We start from the raw sequence: 16,670 nt of genomic DNA, 5'->3' as shown, positions 1-16,670 counted from the left end.
GTTTTGAGTTTTGAGATTGCCTCGCAGCAAGCTGAAAACGCTTGGCTGCGAGTTAATTTTTAACAATCATATCTGTAGCAGCGGATTGAATAGGGACAACAAATAAATTGTTACAGCACCGAGTGACCCTAATCCTATCCAGTAACTCATCACTCCTCTGTCATCACTTCTACTTGAAAATTTCCAAGTACAAATTACCGATTACCAGTTACTTATTACCACAGCAAAAAAGGAGAGTTTTATATGTCAATGGTTCCCCTGCCCGGACTAAAAGAAATGGTCGAAGGTATTAGCAAAGAACGCAATTTACCCAAACACGCCGTCCAAGCAGCCTTGCGAGAAGCCCTGCTCAAAGGATACGAACGCTACCGCCGCACCCAAAAACTCGATCACTTCAGCGAAGAATACTTCGACAACTTTGATGTAGAACTCGATGCCGAACAAGAAGGTTTCCGCGTTTTAGCCAACAAAACTATTGTCGAAGAAGTCATCAATCCCGATCACGAAATCTCACTTTCGGAAGTGCAAGAAGTAGCCACGGAAGCTCAGCCTGGGAGCATCGTGCTCGTAGACGTAACACCAAATCAAAAAGAATTTGGTCGCATGGCCGCGATCCAAACCAAACAAGTTCTCGCTCAAAAACTGCGCGACCAACAGCGCAAAATGATTCAAGAAGAGTTTAAAGATTTAGAAGAAACAGTTCTTCAAGCAAGAGTTCTCAGGTTTGAGAGGCAGTCGGTAATTTTAGCAGTTACCAGCAGCTTCGGTCAGCCAGAAGTAGATGCCGAACTCCCTAAGCGCGAACAGTTGCCCAACGACAATTACCGGGCAAACGCTACATTCAAGGTTTATCTCAAAAAAGTAGGCGAAGGCTCTACTAGAGGGCCGCAGTTACTTGTTTCTAGAGCCGACGCAGGTTTGGTGGTTTACCTGTTTGCTAACGAAGTACCAGAAATAGAAGACGGGGTGGTGAGGATTGTCGCCGTAGCCAGGGAGGCAAATCCGCCATCCAGGCACGTCGGCCCCCGGACTAAAATAGCAGTTGATACTCTCGATCGCGACGTAGACCCTGTAGGAGCCTGCATCGGAGCGCGGGGATCGCGAATTCAAGTAGTAGTCAACGAATTGCGCGGCGAAAAAATCGACGTGATCCGCTGGTCTCCAGACCCAGCAACTTATATTGCTAACGCTCTGAGTCCCGCTAGAGTAGATGAAGTGCGTTTAGTGGCTCCAGAAGGCAGGAGAGCTCACATTTTGGTCGCTGAAGACCAACTAAGTCTTGCCATTGGCAAAGAAGGTCAGAACGTCCGTCTCGCAGCCCGCCTAACTGGTTGGAAAATCGATATCAAAGATATTGCTAAGTACGATCGCGCGGCCGAAGACAGCAAATTGGCAGCAGAAGCAACTAGGCTCGAAGAACTAGCAGACGACTACGACGCAGACGAAGCGGGCGACTACGACGAGGAAACTGCAGAATTTGAGGAAGAGGAGGCAGCCGCCACGGAGGAAACCGAAGCCGCTGTCTAAAAACTGTGACATTTACCGAAGAAGAATTCAGAATTCAACAACGAGAATCCAGAATGGGTTCTGTGCGACAGGATGGAGAATCGAGGTTTAAATCCCGCGATTTGAATCGTGGATCACAAAAAATTTTTTCCCTGACCGTTACCCCTGACTTGGGGCATGGCGTATTTTGAATTCTGAATTCTGTCTTCTGACTCCTTGTCATAAGATTTTCTATCTTCGCCAGACAAGGAGGACTTCTCCCCTACTCCCCCTCTGACAAGAAATGAAACCGAACTACCGGTGCTGTGCAAGTTGTCGAAAAATAGCTCCAAAGGAAGCTTTTTGGCGAGTAGTCAGGCTCTATCCTTCTCATCAGGTACAATTAGATCGTGGCATGGGCCGTTCTGCTTACCTTTGTCGGGAAGCCGAATGCCTCAAAGCAGCTCAGAAAAAAAATCGACTTGGGCGATCGCTCAAAGCGTCTGTGTCTGACGAACTGTACCAAACACTTTGGCAGCGTTTAGCCACATCTGACTGTACATCTTACTCTGGCCTAGCCGGACGAAAAACCGACAATAGTTCGGCATCGACTGTATAAACCCTCTTGGCAGCCCTACCAGTAATTACCGGTAGCGCCAGCTATAAAACCCCAATCCGATCTGCCCACCAGTCTGGAAAGATTTGTGTCAGATTAGATAAGGGTAGGGTACTAGCAGAGGTATCCTCAAGGTGGAAAGGCAAACTTTGAAGCTTGAGAGAGTGGGTTTTGCCAAAACTCAGACTTCGGAGTTCCAAGTTCCCAAACAGACTTGAGAATTCTTCAACCGCAGACTTCAGCGAGTTGCATCTTTTAGATAAAATTGCTGAGCGAGTACCAAAACCCCGATTCCTGACACTGAATCAATCACACCGAATGATGTCGTCATTAGCACAAAAAATCACAATGTAAAAACTGGTTGGCACAAAAGAGGGCAGAGTGGATGAACAACGGCAAAGTAAGAATTTACGAATTATCACGGGAACTAAATTTGGATAATAAAGACATCTTGGCAGTTTGCGAGCGGCTCAATATTTCAGTCAAGAGCCACAGCAGCACAATTACAGAATCCGAAGCAGAGCGCATTCGCAAAACGGCGGAAAAATACGTAGCCAGTAGCCACTCTTCCCCCGGCAAGCCAGCTCCACCCGAAAGAGCAGCAGCGCCATCTAGAGAATCTGGCCCTCACCCTAACGACCAACAAAAAAAGCAGCAAATTTTAGAAATACGCAGTCCAAAAGTACGACCGGCTGGTGCAAACTCCCAGCCTGCAGGCAACGAGGAGAACAAAAATCAGCCGGCGGCAACCGTGGCAACTCCTCCCAAGTCGCCTGCAGCTCAACAACTCCAGCCTCCAGCTAAACCGAATATCAATCGACCTGTACTGTCGAAGCCAAATGTCGCTGTCTCGGCGGCTTCGTCAGAAGTGTCGGAAAATGTAGGTGCGATCGCCCCGGAAACCACCGCCCAGGCTCAGGCACCGGCGGCACCTCAACCGCCGTCGGAAAAGGCTCCAGAACGCACCCAGCAAGCGCCGATCGCCCCCCCTGCGCCGTCGGCAAAACTCACGTCGCCGCCAGTCAGAGGGGCGTCCGAGTCGGCTAGCCGTAGCCCACAAAATCTGGGAAACAAGCCGGTACTCAAACTTGCAAAAACCGATCAAGAGCAATCAGGACAGTCAGAAACTCTGGAAGCGCCGGCTAAACCCAGCCGCCCCAGCAGACCTGCACCGGGATCTCCTACCGAATCTCGCGACGCGCAAAGACCGCGCCGGGAAGGCGCTGGTGGCCCAGTCAAAACTCCACTTGCCGATCGACCCCAGCCCGGTGGGCCGCGCCGGAGCCTGGCCCCCGCAACGTCAGCTACCGGGCTGCGTAGCCGGGGCGGTGGCACCGGAGCGCTAGGGGATGACACTGATGACAATGAAGAAGATAATACGCCGTTGCTGGAGATTCCTCTCCTCGAAAGGCCCTCCCTCCCTCGTCCTGCCAAAAAGACATCGGTCATTTGGGAAGAAGATGATGACGAAAACTCAGATGCTGCCAAAGCTGCCAAAGCTGTTAAGGCAAAACGTTCTCGCCTCAAACCCATAGACGAGGATGACGATGACTTAGAAAACGGCTTGGATCTGCCAGCACCAGTCACGGTCAGCCTGTCCCTAGCCCGGCCAGCTAAAGCGAAGGGACAAGCAGCACCCAAGTCAACACCAACTCCGGGCGCACCTGGAAGCAGCGGAAAAAATAAGAGACCAGGCCCTTCTCACGATAAAAGTTCTTCAGGTTCGAGCGGGGGACGCGGCAACCGGGGCAAAACAGCCGAAGCTAAGGTAGAACGTCCAGAAAAGCTGCTGCTGAGCAGGCCGATGACCGTTCAAGAACTAGCAGTTACTCTGGCTGTTCCCGAAACCGAAATTATTAAGCGGCTTTTCTCTAAAGGAATTGCGGTAAATATTACCGAAACCCTGGACATTCCAGCGGTGAGGATGGTAGCCGAAGAAATGGGCGTAGAGGTGGAAACCCCAGAAAAAGTAGCCCCAGCTATCAAAGTGATCGAGATGCTGGACGAAGCGGATTTGGAATACCTCGAACGCCGTCCCCCAGTAGTAACGATTATGGGTCACGTGGATCACGGTAAAACTACCTTGCTCGACTCGATCCGCAAAACCAAGGTGGCTCAGGGAGAAGCTGGGGGCATTACCCAGCACATCGGTGCTTACCACGTGGATGTGGTACACGAAGGCAAGAGCCAGCAGGTGGTCTTTTTGGATACGCCCGGTCACGAAGCCTTTACAGCGATGCGGGCTCGGGGAACACGGGTTACGGACATCGCCATCTTGGTGGTGGCGGCGGACGACGGCGTGCGACCCCAGACAATTGAAGCGATCAGCCACGCGAAAGCGGCGAAAGTGCCAATTGTCGTGGCTATCAATAAAGTTGACAAGGAGGGTGCTCAGCCGGAACGGGTGAAGCAAGAGCTTACTGAGTACGGCTTGGTCGCAGATGACTGGGGCGGCGATATCACGATGGTTCCAGTCAGCGCAATCCGAGGCGAAAACCTGGATACTCTGTTGGAAATGATTCTGACAGTGGCGGAAATGGAAGACCTCAACGCCAACCCGCACCGACCGGCTAAGGGTACTGTGATTGAAGCTCACCTCGACAAGGCAAGGGGGCCTGTGGCAACTCTGCTGGTGCAGAACGGTACTCTGCGAGTGGGCGATATTGTGGTCGCAGGCTCGGCTTTGGGCAAGGTGCGCGCCATGATCGATGACCGGGGCGATCGCGTAGAGCAAGCAACTCCATCCTTCGCGGTGGAAGTGCTGGGGCTGCGAGAAGTGCCTCGCGCCGGAGACGAGTTTGATGTCTTCGCAAACGAAAAAGAAGCTGCGGCGATCGCCTCTGGAAGAGCTACCTCCCGACGAGATTCCCGCCTGCTCCAAGGCGGCCGGATCAGCCTCAGCGGCTTCTCTCAACAAGCTAAGGAAGGCGTTCTCAAGGAACTCAACTTGATCTTGAAGGCAGATGTCCAAGGCTCCCTCGAAGCAATTGTCGGCGCTCTGACTCAACTTCCTCAAAAAGAAGTTCAACTCCGACTGCTGCTATCTGCTCCTGGCGAAATTACAGAAACAGATATTGACCTCGCTGCAGCCAGTAATGCTGTAATTATCGGGTTCAATACTACTCTCGCCACCGACGCTCGCCTCGCGGCTGACCAAGCGGGGGTAGACGTGCGGGAATACAGCATCATCTACAACCTCTTGGATGACATTCAAGGGGCGATGGAAGGCCTGCTGGAACCCGAATTGGTGGAAGAACCTTTGGGTCAAGTCGAAGTGCGCGCTGTCTTTGCGATCGGTCGCGGCGCTGTGGCTGGATGTATGGTACTCTCTGGCAAAGTCATCCGTAACTGTAAGGTGCGGGTGCGCCGGGGTAACAATGTCGTTTACGAAGGTGTCCTCGACTCCCTAAAACGGATGAAGGAAGATGCCAAGGAAGTCAATGCTGGCTTTGAATGCGGCATTTCCTTGAGTGGGTTTAGCGACTGGGCGGATGGCGATATTATTGAAGCCTACCGGATGGTTACTAAACGCCGGACTCTCTCTCAATAGTTTTGAGTTGTGAGTGTTGAGTGGGAAGAGAATTTTTGAGCGATGGCAATCAAATTGCCGATCGCTCGCAACTCTTCTCTTCACTCAATACTCCCAAACTCATCACTCCCAAATTTTGTTTTTAACTTATAGCAGAAGGAAGAAGCCAGACAAGGCAGAAGGTTTTAGTTATCGAGGAGAGAAGGAAGAAGTAAGAAAAGCAAATATATTCACAACTAACAACGTCCTCATCGTCTTGGCTGTTGCTAAAAATTCAAAATTTAAAACTTAAATAAGACTTACGCAAAGCAATCGAGTTTCCTCACACAATGCTTGGTTAGACGGCTAGATATCTACTCTTCGCACCGGGTTTCTTGGTTGAGAGTGCCTCCCAGACTCTCAAAATTCAAAATTCAAAACTCATAACTCATAATTATTTAAAGTGCGTTCTTTTTGGTCCGATCCTTTTTTGTGGATTCACCTTTCTGGGGCGGCTACACTGCCGATTTTCCTGGGACTGTGTTTGCTGGGACTCGCAGTGGGTTCTCCCCTGCTCCCTATCTGGTTAGAAATATTTTTAGTGGCTGTAGCAGGTATTGTTCCTGTGCTGTGGATGCAGTGGTTCCGCCCTTTTTACATTTTTAGTATTTTAGTTGTGGCGGTGAAACCGCAGAATTTAACTTCTGTGCAACAGCGGATTCTGACTCGCTTTAAAACTAAGTTAAATCAAGGAATCGCTCTTTTTGTCGCTGTTTTGCTGGCAGTAATTTTGTGGCAAATCTACCGATTGGCTCCCCTCGCGGCTTCGGTGGCTCCCTTTCCTCCTTCCTGGCGGTGGGCTGGATTGTTGTTGGCAGTTGCTGCTTTTTTAGCTAGCAATTTGTTTTTGCAGGTGTCTGCCAGTGTCATGGGGGTTTTGCTGACGCCGGAATCAGAATTTGCAGCGACAAAGCCTCATGTTTTAGAAAAAATTCGGCAGGATTTTACGATCGCGCCTTGGCAGGTCGATCGACTTTTGCCGGCTTTGGCAGCCGAGACAACTGCCGCTGTGGCTGCACCTGCAGAGTCCATTGGGCCAGCATCCGGCATAGGGAATTCGTCAGTCGGCAGTATTGTCAACCCACAACCTGCTGACACCCACAGCCTTACATCTCTACCCGAACAGTCGAGCGAAAAAAAGTTAAATTAAAAATTAAAAGGGGGACAATTGTAGTTTAAGCTACTTTAATTTGTACAGATGTATGCTGTAAAAAAAATAGGTAAGGCCCCTCTTCGGATAGAGATTATTAATAGTCTTAATATTTAATTTTTAATCGCAGGTTGTGGATATTTTATGTTGGCTCTTTGGAGAGAAGAATCTATAATAGAGAGTGTCAAGGTCAGCTTTCAATCCTTACAAGGGATTAAAACAGAGGTATAACAATATGGCGAATTATCTACCGCTCGCAGAAGAACCTCAAGCCGCAGAGCCGATCGAGCTGTGCCAAGATTCTGAAATCTGGGGCAGTCTCAAATCCGCGATCGGCGCAAGTTCAGGATTTCAACGCTGGCAGCTAGAACTCAATTTTGAGCGTCAGCAGCAAAATGCCACCATCGATCAGCAGGTTCGTTCCTATCTGCGGGAAACTTTAGAAACTTTGGCTTACTGAGAGCAGCCAAGCCAAATGCTGTAACCGATAGTACATTCCCATCGCCCCATGTTTAAAACCAACTTGAAACACGGCGTTAATTTAACGATTTTTCAGAACAAAGGGCGTTTTAGAATGAATCATAGATATCCTAGCTCCTTCTATTCAGGAGCTAGGACGTTATCGATACCTACTCAAATAAAATCACCGTGTTCAATCTTAAAACAATGAGCTGAGTTCCTTGACGGGGCGACAACGCTTATCTTACCTTGATGGTAAAAGCATTGAATCCCCTGAACCTCAAAAAAGATAGCGGATTCTCGACAGGCTTATTGACTCATAAGATCGTTCTAGATAAGCTTGAACCTGATTCTCTACGATCGCCACTCTCTTTTACTGACTCATACCCGCGAAGATATTTTTGCTTGGTCATTTAACTGAAAACCTGGTCTAGCAATGCTTTTAACCTAGTTTTTACCCCCTGAACGGAGTTCCTCCAACAACTGAAGTAATATCTGAGCACTACGCCGATGGTGGAATTTAGCAGCAATCTTCTGTCGTGATTTTTAAATCAGGCTCAATGTTAATTCTTTGTCCTTTAGCAATTTTGCTATGGCCTCTGCCATTTTTTGTGGATTTTCCGGCGGGACTAGCATACCGTCAACACCGTTATCTATCAGTTCCGCCATTCCACCCACCTGCGTCACAACTACAGGAGTTTCCATAGCCATAGCTTCCATAACAGCTACAGAAATTTCCTCTTTCAAGCGGGGTCAAACAAAAATATCAGCCTCTTGATAACCTTGGCGATTTCGTTCTTTTGAGACAGAACCAAGCAGCTCAACATAATCAGAGATTGATTGCTCTTGAATGAATTTATCGTGTTCTTTACGGTAGCCATTACCAGCTTCTGCATCCTCCCCAGCAATATGCAAGCGGACATCAAACCCTTGTTGTCGAAGCAAGTTAATTGACTCAATCAGGTACTTTTGTCCTTGGGCTATATTGAGACGGCGACAAGTGTAAATTAGGCATTGACTGCCTTCCTGCCAAAAATTATAAGGAGTTTTACGCTTAATTTCATCGAGATTTACACCGACTGGTGATACCCTCAAATCCTTGGGCAAGAAGCCTGCCAGCTCATCTTTGACATAGTTGAGGAGTTGTTCAAACATTATAGAAGCAAAAGCAGAATGTTTCCATTTTTGTTCTTGATTGGGTCCAAAATCTTTTAACTGACCGAGAAGAGCCAGACTATAAGTGATGTCCGAAAGTATGGAGGCAAATAGGGCAATATTAGCAGCATTGCTACAGCAATGAACGTGGACGTGAGACCAGCCCTGGGCTCTGGCAAGCCAAGCTAGCTTAGCCCCCATAACAACCCATAACAAATAGTAAAGCCTTGGAGAAAAGGATATATTTTTAGTATTAGCAATTACACTGAGGCAGCGTCACCAGGCAATCGGGCTAGCTTTGATGAGTTCTATGGGAACGTTCACAAAATCTTTGATCTCAAAGGGTATCAAATAATCAGTCATACTTCGCGCTTTCTCAGCCCAAGTATGTACAACTTTAGTGAGCGGACGGCGGGTTGATATGATGTGAGGTTTCATACCAAGATCGAGAATTGCTTGATATTCTCGCCATATCCAAGTATGAGTTTGTCCGGGAAATTCAGGGATAAAGTAGCCAATCTGTTTATTCATTATTGATTATTTTCCTTAGCAACTTGACAAATTGAAATATGCTAAACAATCGGTTGTTTGTTCCTGAGCAAAGATTTTTAGCTGGCGGAAACCACGCCCCCCATTTTTGGGTATTAGAACTTTTGATTGATACAAATATAGTTTGGGGTATACCAAACACTATATTTGTATCAATCAAAAACTCCAATTGCACTACGTTGAAAGGGTGTAAAATTTTAAGGTGCTGAAGGTGAACCGTCATTCAATAAGCTAATCCGCATTTAAATTGCATAGTAAAATAAATTTTTCCTCTTGTGGGGAGTAGGGGTTGGGCAGGAAAGCCCGCCCTCAACATACAAATTAAATGCACAACAGCTTACAGCATATTTTATGTGGATGTAGTACGGAGAAACCGGGTTTCGAGCAACAGCATCAGTAATGATGCGAGAACTGTAAAGAAACCCGCTTTCTGAGGTGAATTTCATAAACCTGGAATACCCTGTAAATGCTGACTAGCCGGAGAGGTTTCACATTGTTTTTTGGCTAATAGTCTAGGCAACTTGGCAGGCTGTCAGTTCTAATCGATTCCGAACTTTGCTCGTCGCTAAACATTTTTTAACAGCAGCAATTACATCTTCGACATCTGCATCTGTTAATTTTGCCGAAATCGGCAAGCTAACTGTATGCCGCCCGATGTACGCAGCATTCGGATAGTCTTCCGGCTGCCATCCAAACATTTCTTGATAGATAGGATGTTCCGGCATACTCCTGTAATGTACGCCGACACCGATATTTTCAGCATTGATAGCGTTGAGAAACTCGTCCCGGTTGATTCCTGCTTTGGCTTCATCTACCAAAATGGTGTACAGGTGATAAGCATGAATTGTATCCGGTTCGGGCGGGGCGGGCAAAGTAATCGGCAGATCCGCAAATGCTTCGTTGTAGCGCTGCCAAATCTGCTCCCGTCGCTGCCAATAACGAGTAATTCGTTTCATTTGATGAATGCCGATCGCAGCTTGCAGATCCATCATATTGTATTTAAAACCCACTCCCACCACTTGGTAGTGCTTGTAACCCGAGTCTCCGAATCGCTTCCAAGCATCTTTGCTCATACCATGCAGCGCTAAAATGTTGAGTCTGTCGGTATCTTCTTGACTCGCTACCAGAATCATTCCTCCTTCACCCGTCGTGATATTTTTGGTAACATAAAAACTGAAGCATCCGAAGTCGCCAAATGTCCCTGCTTTCCGCCCCTTGTACTCTGTTTCGATCGCGTGAGCACAATCTTCAATTAACTTCAATTTGTGACGGCTAGCAATTTCGCAAAGCGCATCCATATCGCAGGGACGACCCGCGAAGTGAACTGGCAAAATTGCTTTAGTTTTTGAAGTTATTTTAGCTTCGACTTGAGCCGGGTCAATATTCATTGTCACCGGATCTACATCCGCCAGTACCGGTGTTGCCCCGGCGTGGATTATGGCATTAACTGTAGCGCAAAAAGTCATTGGAGTAGTAATGACTTCATCCCCCGGTTGTAACGAAGTAGCAAGGAGGCTCAAGTGCATTGCCGCTGTACAAGAATTGACTGCAATCGCGTACTGAGAACCCTTGTAAGCATTGAATTCGTCTTGAAAACTCATCACTTTCGGCCCTGTACCCAACCAACCTGTTTTCATTGTTGCCACCAATTCTTGAATTTCAGCATCTTCGATCGCCGGAGCACCGAACACCAAAAAACGGTCTTTTGGACGAATAGGATTGTTGTTCATGTTGCTAGTCTTACTCAGTAAGTAGAGTCGAACAAGTGCAAGTGTTAATTAAGGGAGTATCAGCGTTTTTGATTCTATTTTTGGGATTTTATAGTTTTTGGTAATACATTGCGTAATGGCATCTTTTGTAGCACAAGCTTACTAATGAGCAGCCGTTTTTCCGCCCGCGCCTGACTCTGAGAGAATTTATCTATCGTAAGATAGATAATCGGCACTATCCACCCGATAGTATTTCAGTTTATCGGCGATACACAAGCTCTTACCCGCCTTGTTTTAAATACTTTCCTGCCAAACAACACTGCTAGTCCTTCATAAACTTTTTTTTACTGTAGAACATCTATCATGAGATAGATATTACAGCGAAGTTATCTGATTTTAGATTTTAGAATTAGGAATGACTGATTCCCGTGAGATTTGGAGCTTGCCTGGAGTTATATTTTTTTTAAGTTGTGTAAAAATTAGGCAAATTTTGCACAAAAAAAATGTAACTTCCCTGTAACCCACATTCCGCAGGTCTTAACATTTATTGGGAATTTTTTGGTAAGAAATGGCTGTAATTATTTGGCTACAAGCATTCCGCTGATATGTAGAAATATGAGTTTTTATTAAGGAGTGTGTATCTGTTTTCAATAGTCATTAATTATAGAGAATATGTGGGCGATTAAATTCCTAGGATGACGTTTTCTCGTCAACATACTTTTGACTATGTTAAGAAGTGCGGAATGTGGGCTGTAATTGATTCAGGTTCAGCAACATTCTGCGATCGCTCGAAGCAATCAACCGTCCTTGACCAAATCCACTACAATCTAGGCAGACGAATCTTGTTCAAAATGTCTTGCAGCCGTTCGGAAACGCCGCCCAATTGTTCTGACAAAGCTACAAGTTTGCCGTAAGCTTCAACTAAGCGATCGCCCTCAACATAAACTTCGGGAGTAGGATAATTCTTCATCGCTTCCAGCAGTGTAATCTCGTTATCATTAGTTGCAGACAGCACCAAGGCCTCGCGCAAAGCTTCTCGATTTGCATTCCCAGAAGGAGTGCGAATTACCTGACCCACTTCATCGAGAATTATTTCCCCAACCTTGCTGGTAAGCGTCCGATCCAAAAAGCTTTGACTGACTTTGACAGGTCTCGTCAGACTGTTGCGAACCGCTTCCGGGTCTTTTTTTGCATTTCCCAGCAGCATTTCTAATCCGGGCGACATTTTCCCAGTTTCTACAAAAATTTCTAATTCGCTGACTGGTAAAGTCATTCGGATCGCACTGTATTTGAGCACTACCTTTTCGGCAGCAGCCGCAGCATTGCTGTAAAATACAATTCCCGCGCCTGCTGCTAAAAATAACGTCCACCGCCCTTTGAAAAATGATCGACCCATAGTAAAATCTCCCAACATCTTTTTCTACTTGGACTTTGACACATCTCATTAGTTACTTTACAGGCTAAGGTCTTCGGGAAATGCCACATTATTCGATCGCCCCAGCACTGATATCATTTTAGATTTTAGAATGGTGAATGAGTGATGACGATCGTGATTTCGAGCACTGGTCTACAGTTGCATGATTTTAGGGAACTGGTATTACCTATATCGGATGCTAGGCAAAAAACTCGGTTCAGGGCGCTGGTACGGGCCTCTCTGTACGCCGTGTACACCCTACTGATAACATTCAACCATTCAGTTTTGCGACTGCGATTCCACAGTCAACACTCAACACTCCCCAGTCCACAGTCCACAGTCCACAGTCACCGATGGTGCAACCGGAATTGACATGATTCTCTCTTCCAATCTCCCGATCCTACCAAAATGCCGAACGCCAGCTCTTCTATCAGTGAAGGCTGGCGCTGGGCTTAAATTGATTTTATATATTTAGGGTCTTTATGAAAGCTGACCCCAATTGAACGAATTACAAGCGGTTTATGATTAGGGTCTTTAAATTTGCTGACCCCAATTTAAGCCACATTGTTAGTATTACAGGGATCGCTGGAAAACCAGGATTTCATAATAATTTCTTTATATTTATAAATTTTTATTGCCTCAGATAAATTTTTGTATCGATTTGTACATTTTTGTTACTTCGACTTCGGGGATCGGCCCTCGGCGCGCTGCTCCCACCGAAACAGGAACACCATCAGAGCCACAACTCCGACTTGGAGGGCAAAATTAGGCAAAGCAGAACCAATTTCCCGGCCAGAGGCAATTTTAGCGAGGAAAACCAAGCCGCCGATAAAGCCCGAAGCGCCACAAGCTAGATAGACAAACTGTCGCAGAGGCCGGTAGGGAGTGGCCATTTCTGCGGTTAAACGCTCGTATTGTTGGCGGCTGAGGTTGCGCGGGTTTTTTGGGATGTTTGTGCGATCGTCCGAATTGGGGGCTGGCATAGATTTAGAAAATAAGTAAATTAGGATTGGGCCACAAAAACCCGATTTATACCAAAAATTCTCTGGCTGAGGTGGCTAATACGGTCGCAAAACCAGGTTTTTGGTAATGTGGGCGCAAGTCAAGCGAATATTAGACTACAACAAATATCTCACAACTGCCAAAATAAATCACCGCTGAATCCAAAGCACAACTGTCTGCAAACAGCCGACAAAAACGCCCAAAATGCCTCCTAAATTTACAATTCCCTGCAACTCGCTTTTGACAATTCCCTGAATTGCTAACTCCAACTCTTCAGGAGAAGTACCTTTGACTCGATCGACAATCACCTGGTCAATATTCAAAATCGGGATAGCCTGAGCTACAATATTTTCTAAATCCCGCTCTAAATAACGCTCTAAAACCAAAGCCAGTTCTTTGCTGACAATTTCCAGGGAAGCACTCATCACCGCTGAAGTTTGCAAGCGATTGAGAATCAACCGCGAAATATTTTCCCAGTCAATAGATTTACTCAACCCCTCAAGTACATCTGTACCCCGTTGCTGAACGTAGCTGCGAACGCTGTCCCGCATAGTTTTTCGCAACTGTCTCACAGTCGAAACCGGTAAATTTTGCATCGACAAATTTTGCAGCCATTCCTGAATTCGCCCGCGAATTCCCAAAGAAATAGTTAACTCTGCTAAGCGCTGATTTGTCGCTTCTCTGTCATCCAGACAAAAAGTCCGCAGCCGAGTTAAAGTGTTCCGCAAACCAAACAAATTTGCTACTACCCAATAAGTGCCGCTGGTTTTTTCTCGAAACCCTTCATCGATGATCGAAATATTGCGATCCGTCAAAAAGTCAATTAAAGCCTGACGCAGCACTTCCGGTGGTATTACTACCTGCAACAACCACTCAGCAAGCTGAGCCGCCTGAGCTTCAGTTAGCTGAATCTCCAGCAAAACTTGGTCAAAAATTTGATTAAGCTGAGCTTCTAAAAAATCTTCCCGGCGCGCCAAAACTTTGAGAATTCGCGGCACAGATTCCCCCAGCAAATCTCGCAAAATGTTAGCGAGAATTTTAGCCGTTTTTTGCTCTGCGTCTGCTTTTACCTGATCCAGCGCCAACTGCAACAGCCAGAGAATCACCGACTGCATCCGCTCGGTTTGCAGGAGGCGGCGCGCCAAGTTTTGCAGTTCCTCCGGCGTCAGCAGCGAACCCATAATTGTGTCGGAAATTCGCTTTGCCAAGCGTTCTTGGTTGCGGGGGATCAAGCCGGGAGTGAAAGGCAACTTCCGCCCTTTGATGTAAATAGCTCGATAGGGGCGGAACAGCATTTTGATAGCTATATCGTTAGTGAAATAGCCAATAATTCCTCCCACTACAGGTGGGGCCAGCAACAGCCAAATGTCAGACGGATTCATCAATAATTGGGAATTGGGAATTGTTGATTGTTGACTGTTAACTGTTAACTGTTGACAACTGACAAGTGACAACTGACAACAGTCAACTGACTAATACCAATACTCCCATCATAGCTCCAGCAATAGGATAGTGGGTGGCGGCGGCAAATCCGGCTTGGCGGGCGATCGCGACTTGCTCCTGGCCGATCGGGAATTTTTCTAAACTAGGATTAATGTAAGCATATTCTTGAGTCATGCCAAATTGCTGAGCAATGGGCACTACCAGAGTGTCTAGATAAAACTGCTGAAAGCTCCGCATTAGGGAATTGCTGGGGCGGTGGAGGTCGAGAATAGCTGCTTTGGCACCGGGTTTGAGCACGCGGTGCAATTCCTGAAGACTGCGGGGGATGTCAGTCACGTTACGTAGGCCGTAACCCATTGTGGCGCAGTCGAAGTAATTGTCAGCAAAAGGCAAGTCTAGGGCGTCAGCTTCTACCCAGGAAATGGGACTTGCAGGGGTAAGAAAAGGTCTCGCGCGTTTGGCCGCCACGGCCAATTGTTCGGCGGAAAAATCTACTCCAAATACGCAACCAGTCGGCCCTGCTTGTTTGGCCAGCAACAAAGCTAGATCCCCGCTACCGCAGCACAAGTCTAAACAAGTATTTCCGGGGCCCGCACTGCTCCATTTCACCGCCATTTGCTTCCAAATCCGGTGTTGCCCAAAGCTCAACCAGTCGTTCAATTGGTTGTAAACTGGTGCAATTCGATTAAATATAGTTTTAATTTCTTCGGGGTTATTAGTCATTGGCCATTGGTGGTTGGTGATTTGTAATTGGTGATTTGTAATTGGTGATTTGTAATTGGTAACTGCTAGTTTGTCATTACATAAAAATAATTAATCCGTCCATTCATGTCATGCTGTCGCCAGTCATTAATGCTTTTTATTGTTAGCTATCCGCGAGATTTTGTCTTCTTTAATCCTTCGTTTGCTATTATTTTAAACTCAAGACAGAGAGCCGACTAATAACTAATGACTGACAACTAATGACTGATGCTCCGCCCAAAAACAGGTACAAGCTCCCGACAATCGTCGTGGAGATTCCAAAATTTTAGACTTTTGTTCAAGCTCCAAGATTCACTGCGCTGCAAGTAAATCTCAAATCTCAAATCTCAAATCGACTGACTGATGACTAATGACCCTGAAAACTCGTCAATACCAAAGCAACTTCTTGAGCGGCGAGGTGAACGGTTGTGAGTTCGTCGGGGCGCAGGGAACAAGGTTGTTTCCACTGCATGGAAATCAGGGCGATCGATCGACCTTTGTGACTCACCGGGATGCTCAGGTGAGCTTGAATGCCGGATTTCTGATAGTGCGGCAGACTCGCTAGGTTGGTGTCGAGTCCAATATTCACAACACCCTGAATAGTTTGAGAGGTAATTGCTTCTCGAACCAGAGGGTCATCCGCCAGCCAATTTTCCACAGTTGAACCCGTGGTGTGACAGCCTTGGACTGGGATTAAAACATTTCCTTCCACCAGTTGCAAAATGCAAGAGTCCGCCAAAAAATTATCACTTATAGCAGTAGCAATTGGATCTAAACTTGCTTCCAAACTCGGATAATCCACAGCCGTTTGCATGATTGTTGCTAACAGTTGTATTTGATTTTGAGCGCGATCCAATTCCTCAGTCCGCTGCTTGAGAATTTCATAAGTCTCGGCCGCCTTTTGCACCACCATTTTCAGTTCGTTCGGGTCCCAAGGCTTGGTGATATACTTGTAAACCTGTCCTGAGTTAATCGCATCCACCAAGTCTTCAATGTCCGTAAAACCAGTCAAGATAATTCTGACCGTATTCGGAAACTGGGGCACGGTTTTGCTCAAAAACTCCGTTCCCTTCATTTCGGGCATCCGCTGGTCGGAAATGATGACGGCGACCTCGCCTTCGATGCCGAGGACTTCCAAGGCGCGAATTCCGCTCTCAGCTTTGAGAACGTTAAAATCTCGTCGGAAAGTGCGGTAGAGTAAATCCAGATTGTCTGGTTCGTCGTCTACTACCAGCATTTTGGGCTTTTTCGGTCTGTGTAGGGTCATGAGCTGGCGTTTAATTTGATCTAGCTCTGAAATGGCATTATCCATAACAATACGATAAACTCCCCTTCGTAAATTTAGGCGAGCAACTATTCTTTGACACTCCCCACGCATA

Annotated in this window: 12 protein-coding genes and 1 pseudogene; 5 read left to right on the top strand and 8 right to left on the bottom strand. The window is 46.8% G+C overall.

Translation table 11 applies throughout. The annotated features are described in order from the left end of the window. Positions 1-243 precede the first annotated feature (243 nt). The 5 genes from nusA (at position 244) to QUA83_RS19510 (ending at position 7,279) form a co-directional block, all read left to right on the top strand. Positions 244-1,527, top strand: a complete 1,284-nt coding sequence (nusA, locus tag QUA83_RS19530; RefSeq protein WP_333289703.1) for a transcription termination factor NusA — start codon at positions 244-246, stop codon at positions 1,525-1,527. Positions 1,528-1,789: 262 nt separating this feature from the next. Then, a complete protein-coding gene (locus QUA83_RS19525) occupies positions 1,790-2,104 on the top strand; it encodes a YlxR family protein (protein ID WP_333152294.1) in 315 nt (104 codons plus the stop codon). A 382-nt stretch (positions 2,105-2,486) separates the two neighbouring features. Further along, the gene (infB, locus tag QUA83_RS19520; RefSeq protein ID WP_333295225.1) at positions 2,487-5,651 is read left to right on the top strand and encodes a translation initiation factor IF-2; all 3,165 of its coding nucleotides are present in this window, start codon (positions 2,487-2,489) and stop codon (positions 5,649-5,651) included. 421 nt (positions 5,652-6,072) lie between these two features. After that, positions 6,073-6,819, top strand: coding sequence for a low-complexity tail membrane protein (locus QUA83_RS19515; RefSeq protein ID WP_333295224.1), 747 nt, complete (start codon positions 6,073-6,075; stop codon positions 6,817-6,819). Between the two features lie 235 nt (positions 6,820-7,054). After that, positions 7,055-7,279, top strand: a complete 225-nt coding sequence (locus QUA83_RS19510) for a hypothetical protein (RefSeq protein WP_333295223.1) — start codon at positions 7,055-7,057, stop codon at positions 7,277-7,279. Positions 7,280-7,824: 545 nt separating this feature from the next. Here the strand turns inward: QUA83_RS19510 and QUA83_RS19505 are convergent. The 8 genes and pseudogenes from QUA83_RS19505 to QUA83_RS19470 form a co-directional block, all read right to left on the bottom strand. Further along, positions 7,825-8,433 (bottom strand): annotated as a pseudogene (locus tag QUA83_RS19505) (glycosyltransferase family 4 protein). A 276-nt stretch (positions 8,434-8,709) separates the two neighbouring features. After that, the gene (locus QUA83_RS19500; RefSeq protein WP_333295222.1) at positions 8,710-8,964 is read right to left on the bottom strand and encodes a hypothetical protein; all 255 of its coding nucleotides are present in this window, start codon (positions 8,962-8,964) and stop codon (positions 8,710-8,712) included. Between the two features lie 530 nt (positions 8,965-9,494). Further along, the gene (locus QUA83_RS19495; protein ID WP_333295221.1) at positions 9,495-10,712 is read right to left on the bottom strand and encodes a DegT/DnrJ/EryC1/StrS family aminotransferase; all 1,218 of its coding nucleotides are present in this window, start codon (positions 10,710-10,712) and stop codon (positions 9,495-9,497) included. A gap of 799 nt (positions 10,713-11,511) precedes the next feature. Further along, positions 11,512-12,087 carry an alpha/beta hydrolase gene (locus tag QUA83_RS19490; RefSeq protein WP_333295219.1) on the bottom strand — a complete coding sequence of 192 codons (576 nt, stop codon included), beginning with the start codon at positions 12,085-12,087 and terminating at the stop codon, positions 11,512-11,514. Positions 12,088-12,779: 692 nt separating this feature from the next. After that, on the bottom strand, positions 12,780-13,088 hold the full coding sequence (locus tag QUA83_RS19485) for a DUF3493 domain-containing protein (RefSeq protein ID WP_333295217.1): 309 nt from the start codon (positions 13,086-13,088) through the stop codon (positions 12,780-12,782). A 168-nt stretch (positions 13,089-13,256) separates the two neighbouring features. Then, positions 13,257-14,489 (bottom strand): DUF445 family protein, encoded by a 1,233-nt coding sequence (locus tag QUA83_RS19480; protein WP_333295216.1) that lies wholly within the window; start codon positions 14,487-14,489, stop codon positions 13,257-13,259. 82 nt (positions 14,490-14,571) lie between these two features. Next, complete coding sequence (gene ubiE / locus QUA83_RS19475) at positions 14,572-15,273, bottom strand: bifunctional demethylmenaquinone methyltransferase/2-methoxy-6-polyprenyl-1,4-benzoquinol methylase UbiE (RefSeq protein ID WP_333295215.1); 702 nt, start codon at positions 15,271-15,273, stop codon at positions 14,572-14,574. Between the two features lie 385 nt (positions 15,274-15,658). Beyond that, positions 15,659-16,603, bottom strand: coding sequence for a response regulator (locus tag QUA83_RS19470; protein ID WP_333167152.1), 945 nt, complete (start codon positions 16,601-16,603; stop codon positions 15,659-15,661). Positions 16,604-16,670 lie beyond the last annotated feature (67 nt).

Origin of the sequence: Microcoleus sp. K1-B1 (genome assembly GCF_036704705.1) — a bacterium.
Lineage (GTDB): Bacteria > Cyanobacteriota > Cyanobacteriia > Cyanobacteriales > Microcoleaceae > Microcoleus.
Note: the sequence above shows the minus strand (reverse complement) of the source record. Positions and strands in the feature narration are given on the sequence as shown.

Bases quoted from the DNA above. Each gene is read 5' to 3' on its own strand.
- ubiE (WP_333295215.1), bottom strand. From the start codon at position 15,273: ATGACTAATAACCCCGAAGAAATTAAAACTATATTTAATCGAATTGCA.
- QUA83_RS19490 (WP_333295219.1), bottom strand. From the start codon at position 12,087: ATGGGTCGATCATTTTTCAAAGGGCGGTGGACGTTATTTTTAGCAGCA.
- nusA (WP_333289703.1), top strand. From the start codon at position 244: ATGTCAATGGTTCCCCTGCCCGGACTAAAAGAAATGGTCGAAGGTATT.
- QUA83_RS19510 (WP_333295223.1), top strand. From the start codon at position 7,055: ATGGCGAATTATCTACCGCTCGCAGAAGAACCTCAAGCCGCAGAGCCG.
- QUA83_RS19500 (WP_333295222.1), bottom strand. From the start codon at position 8,964: ATGAATAAACAGATTGGCTACTTTATCCCTGAATTTCCCGGACAAACT.
- QUA83_RS19495 (WP_333295221.1), bottom strand. From the start codon at position 10,712: ATGAACAACAATCCTATTCGTCCAAAAGACCGTTTTTTGGTGTTCGGT.
- infB (WP_333295225.1), top strand. From the start codon at position 2,487: ATGAACAACGGCAAAGTAAGAATTTACGAATTATCACGGGAACTAAAT.
- QUA83_RS19485 (WP_333295217.1), bottom strand. From the start codon at position 13,088: ATGCCAGCCCCCAATTCGGACGATCGCACAAACATCCCAAAAAACCCG.
- QUA83_RS19470 (WP_333167152.1), bottom strand. From the start codon at position 16,603: ATGGATAATGCCATTTCAGAGCTAGATCAAATTAAACGCCAGCTCATG.
- QUA83_RS19525 (WP_333152294.1), top strand. From the start codon at position 1,790: ATGAAACCGAACTACCGGTGCTGTGCAAGTTGTCGAAAAATAGCTCCA.
- QUA83_RS19480 (WP_333295216.1), bottom strand. From the start codon at position 14,489: ATGAATCCGTCTGACATTTGGCTGTTGCTGGCCCCACCTGTAGTGGGA.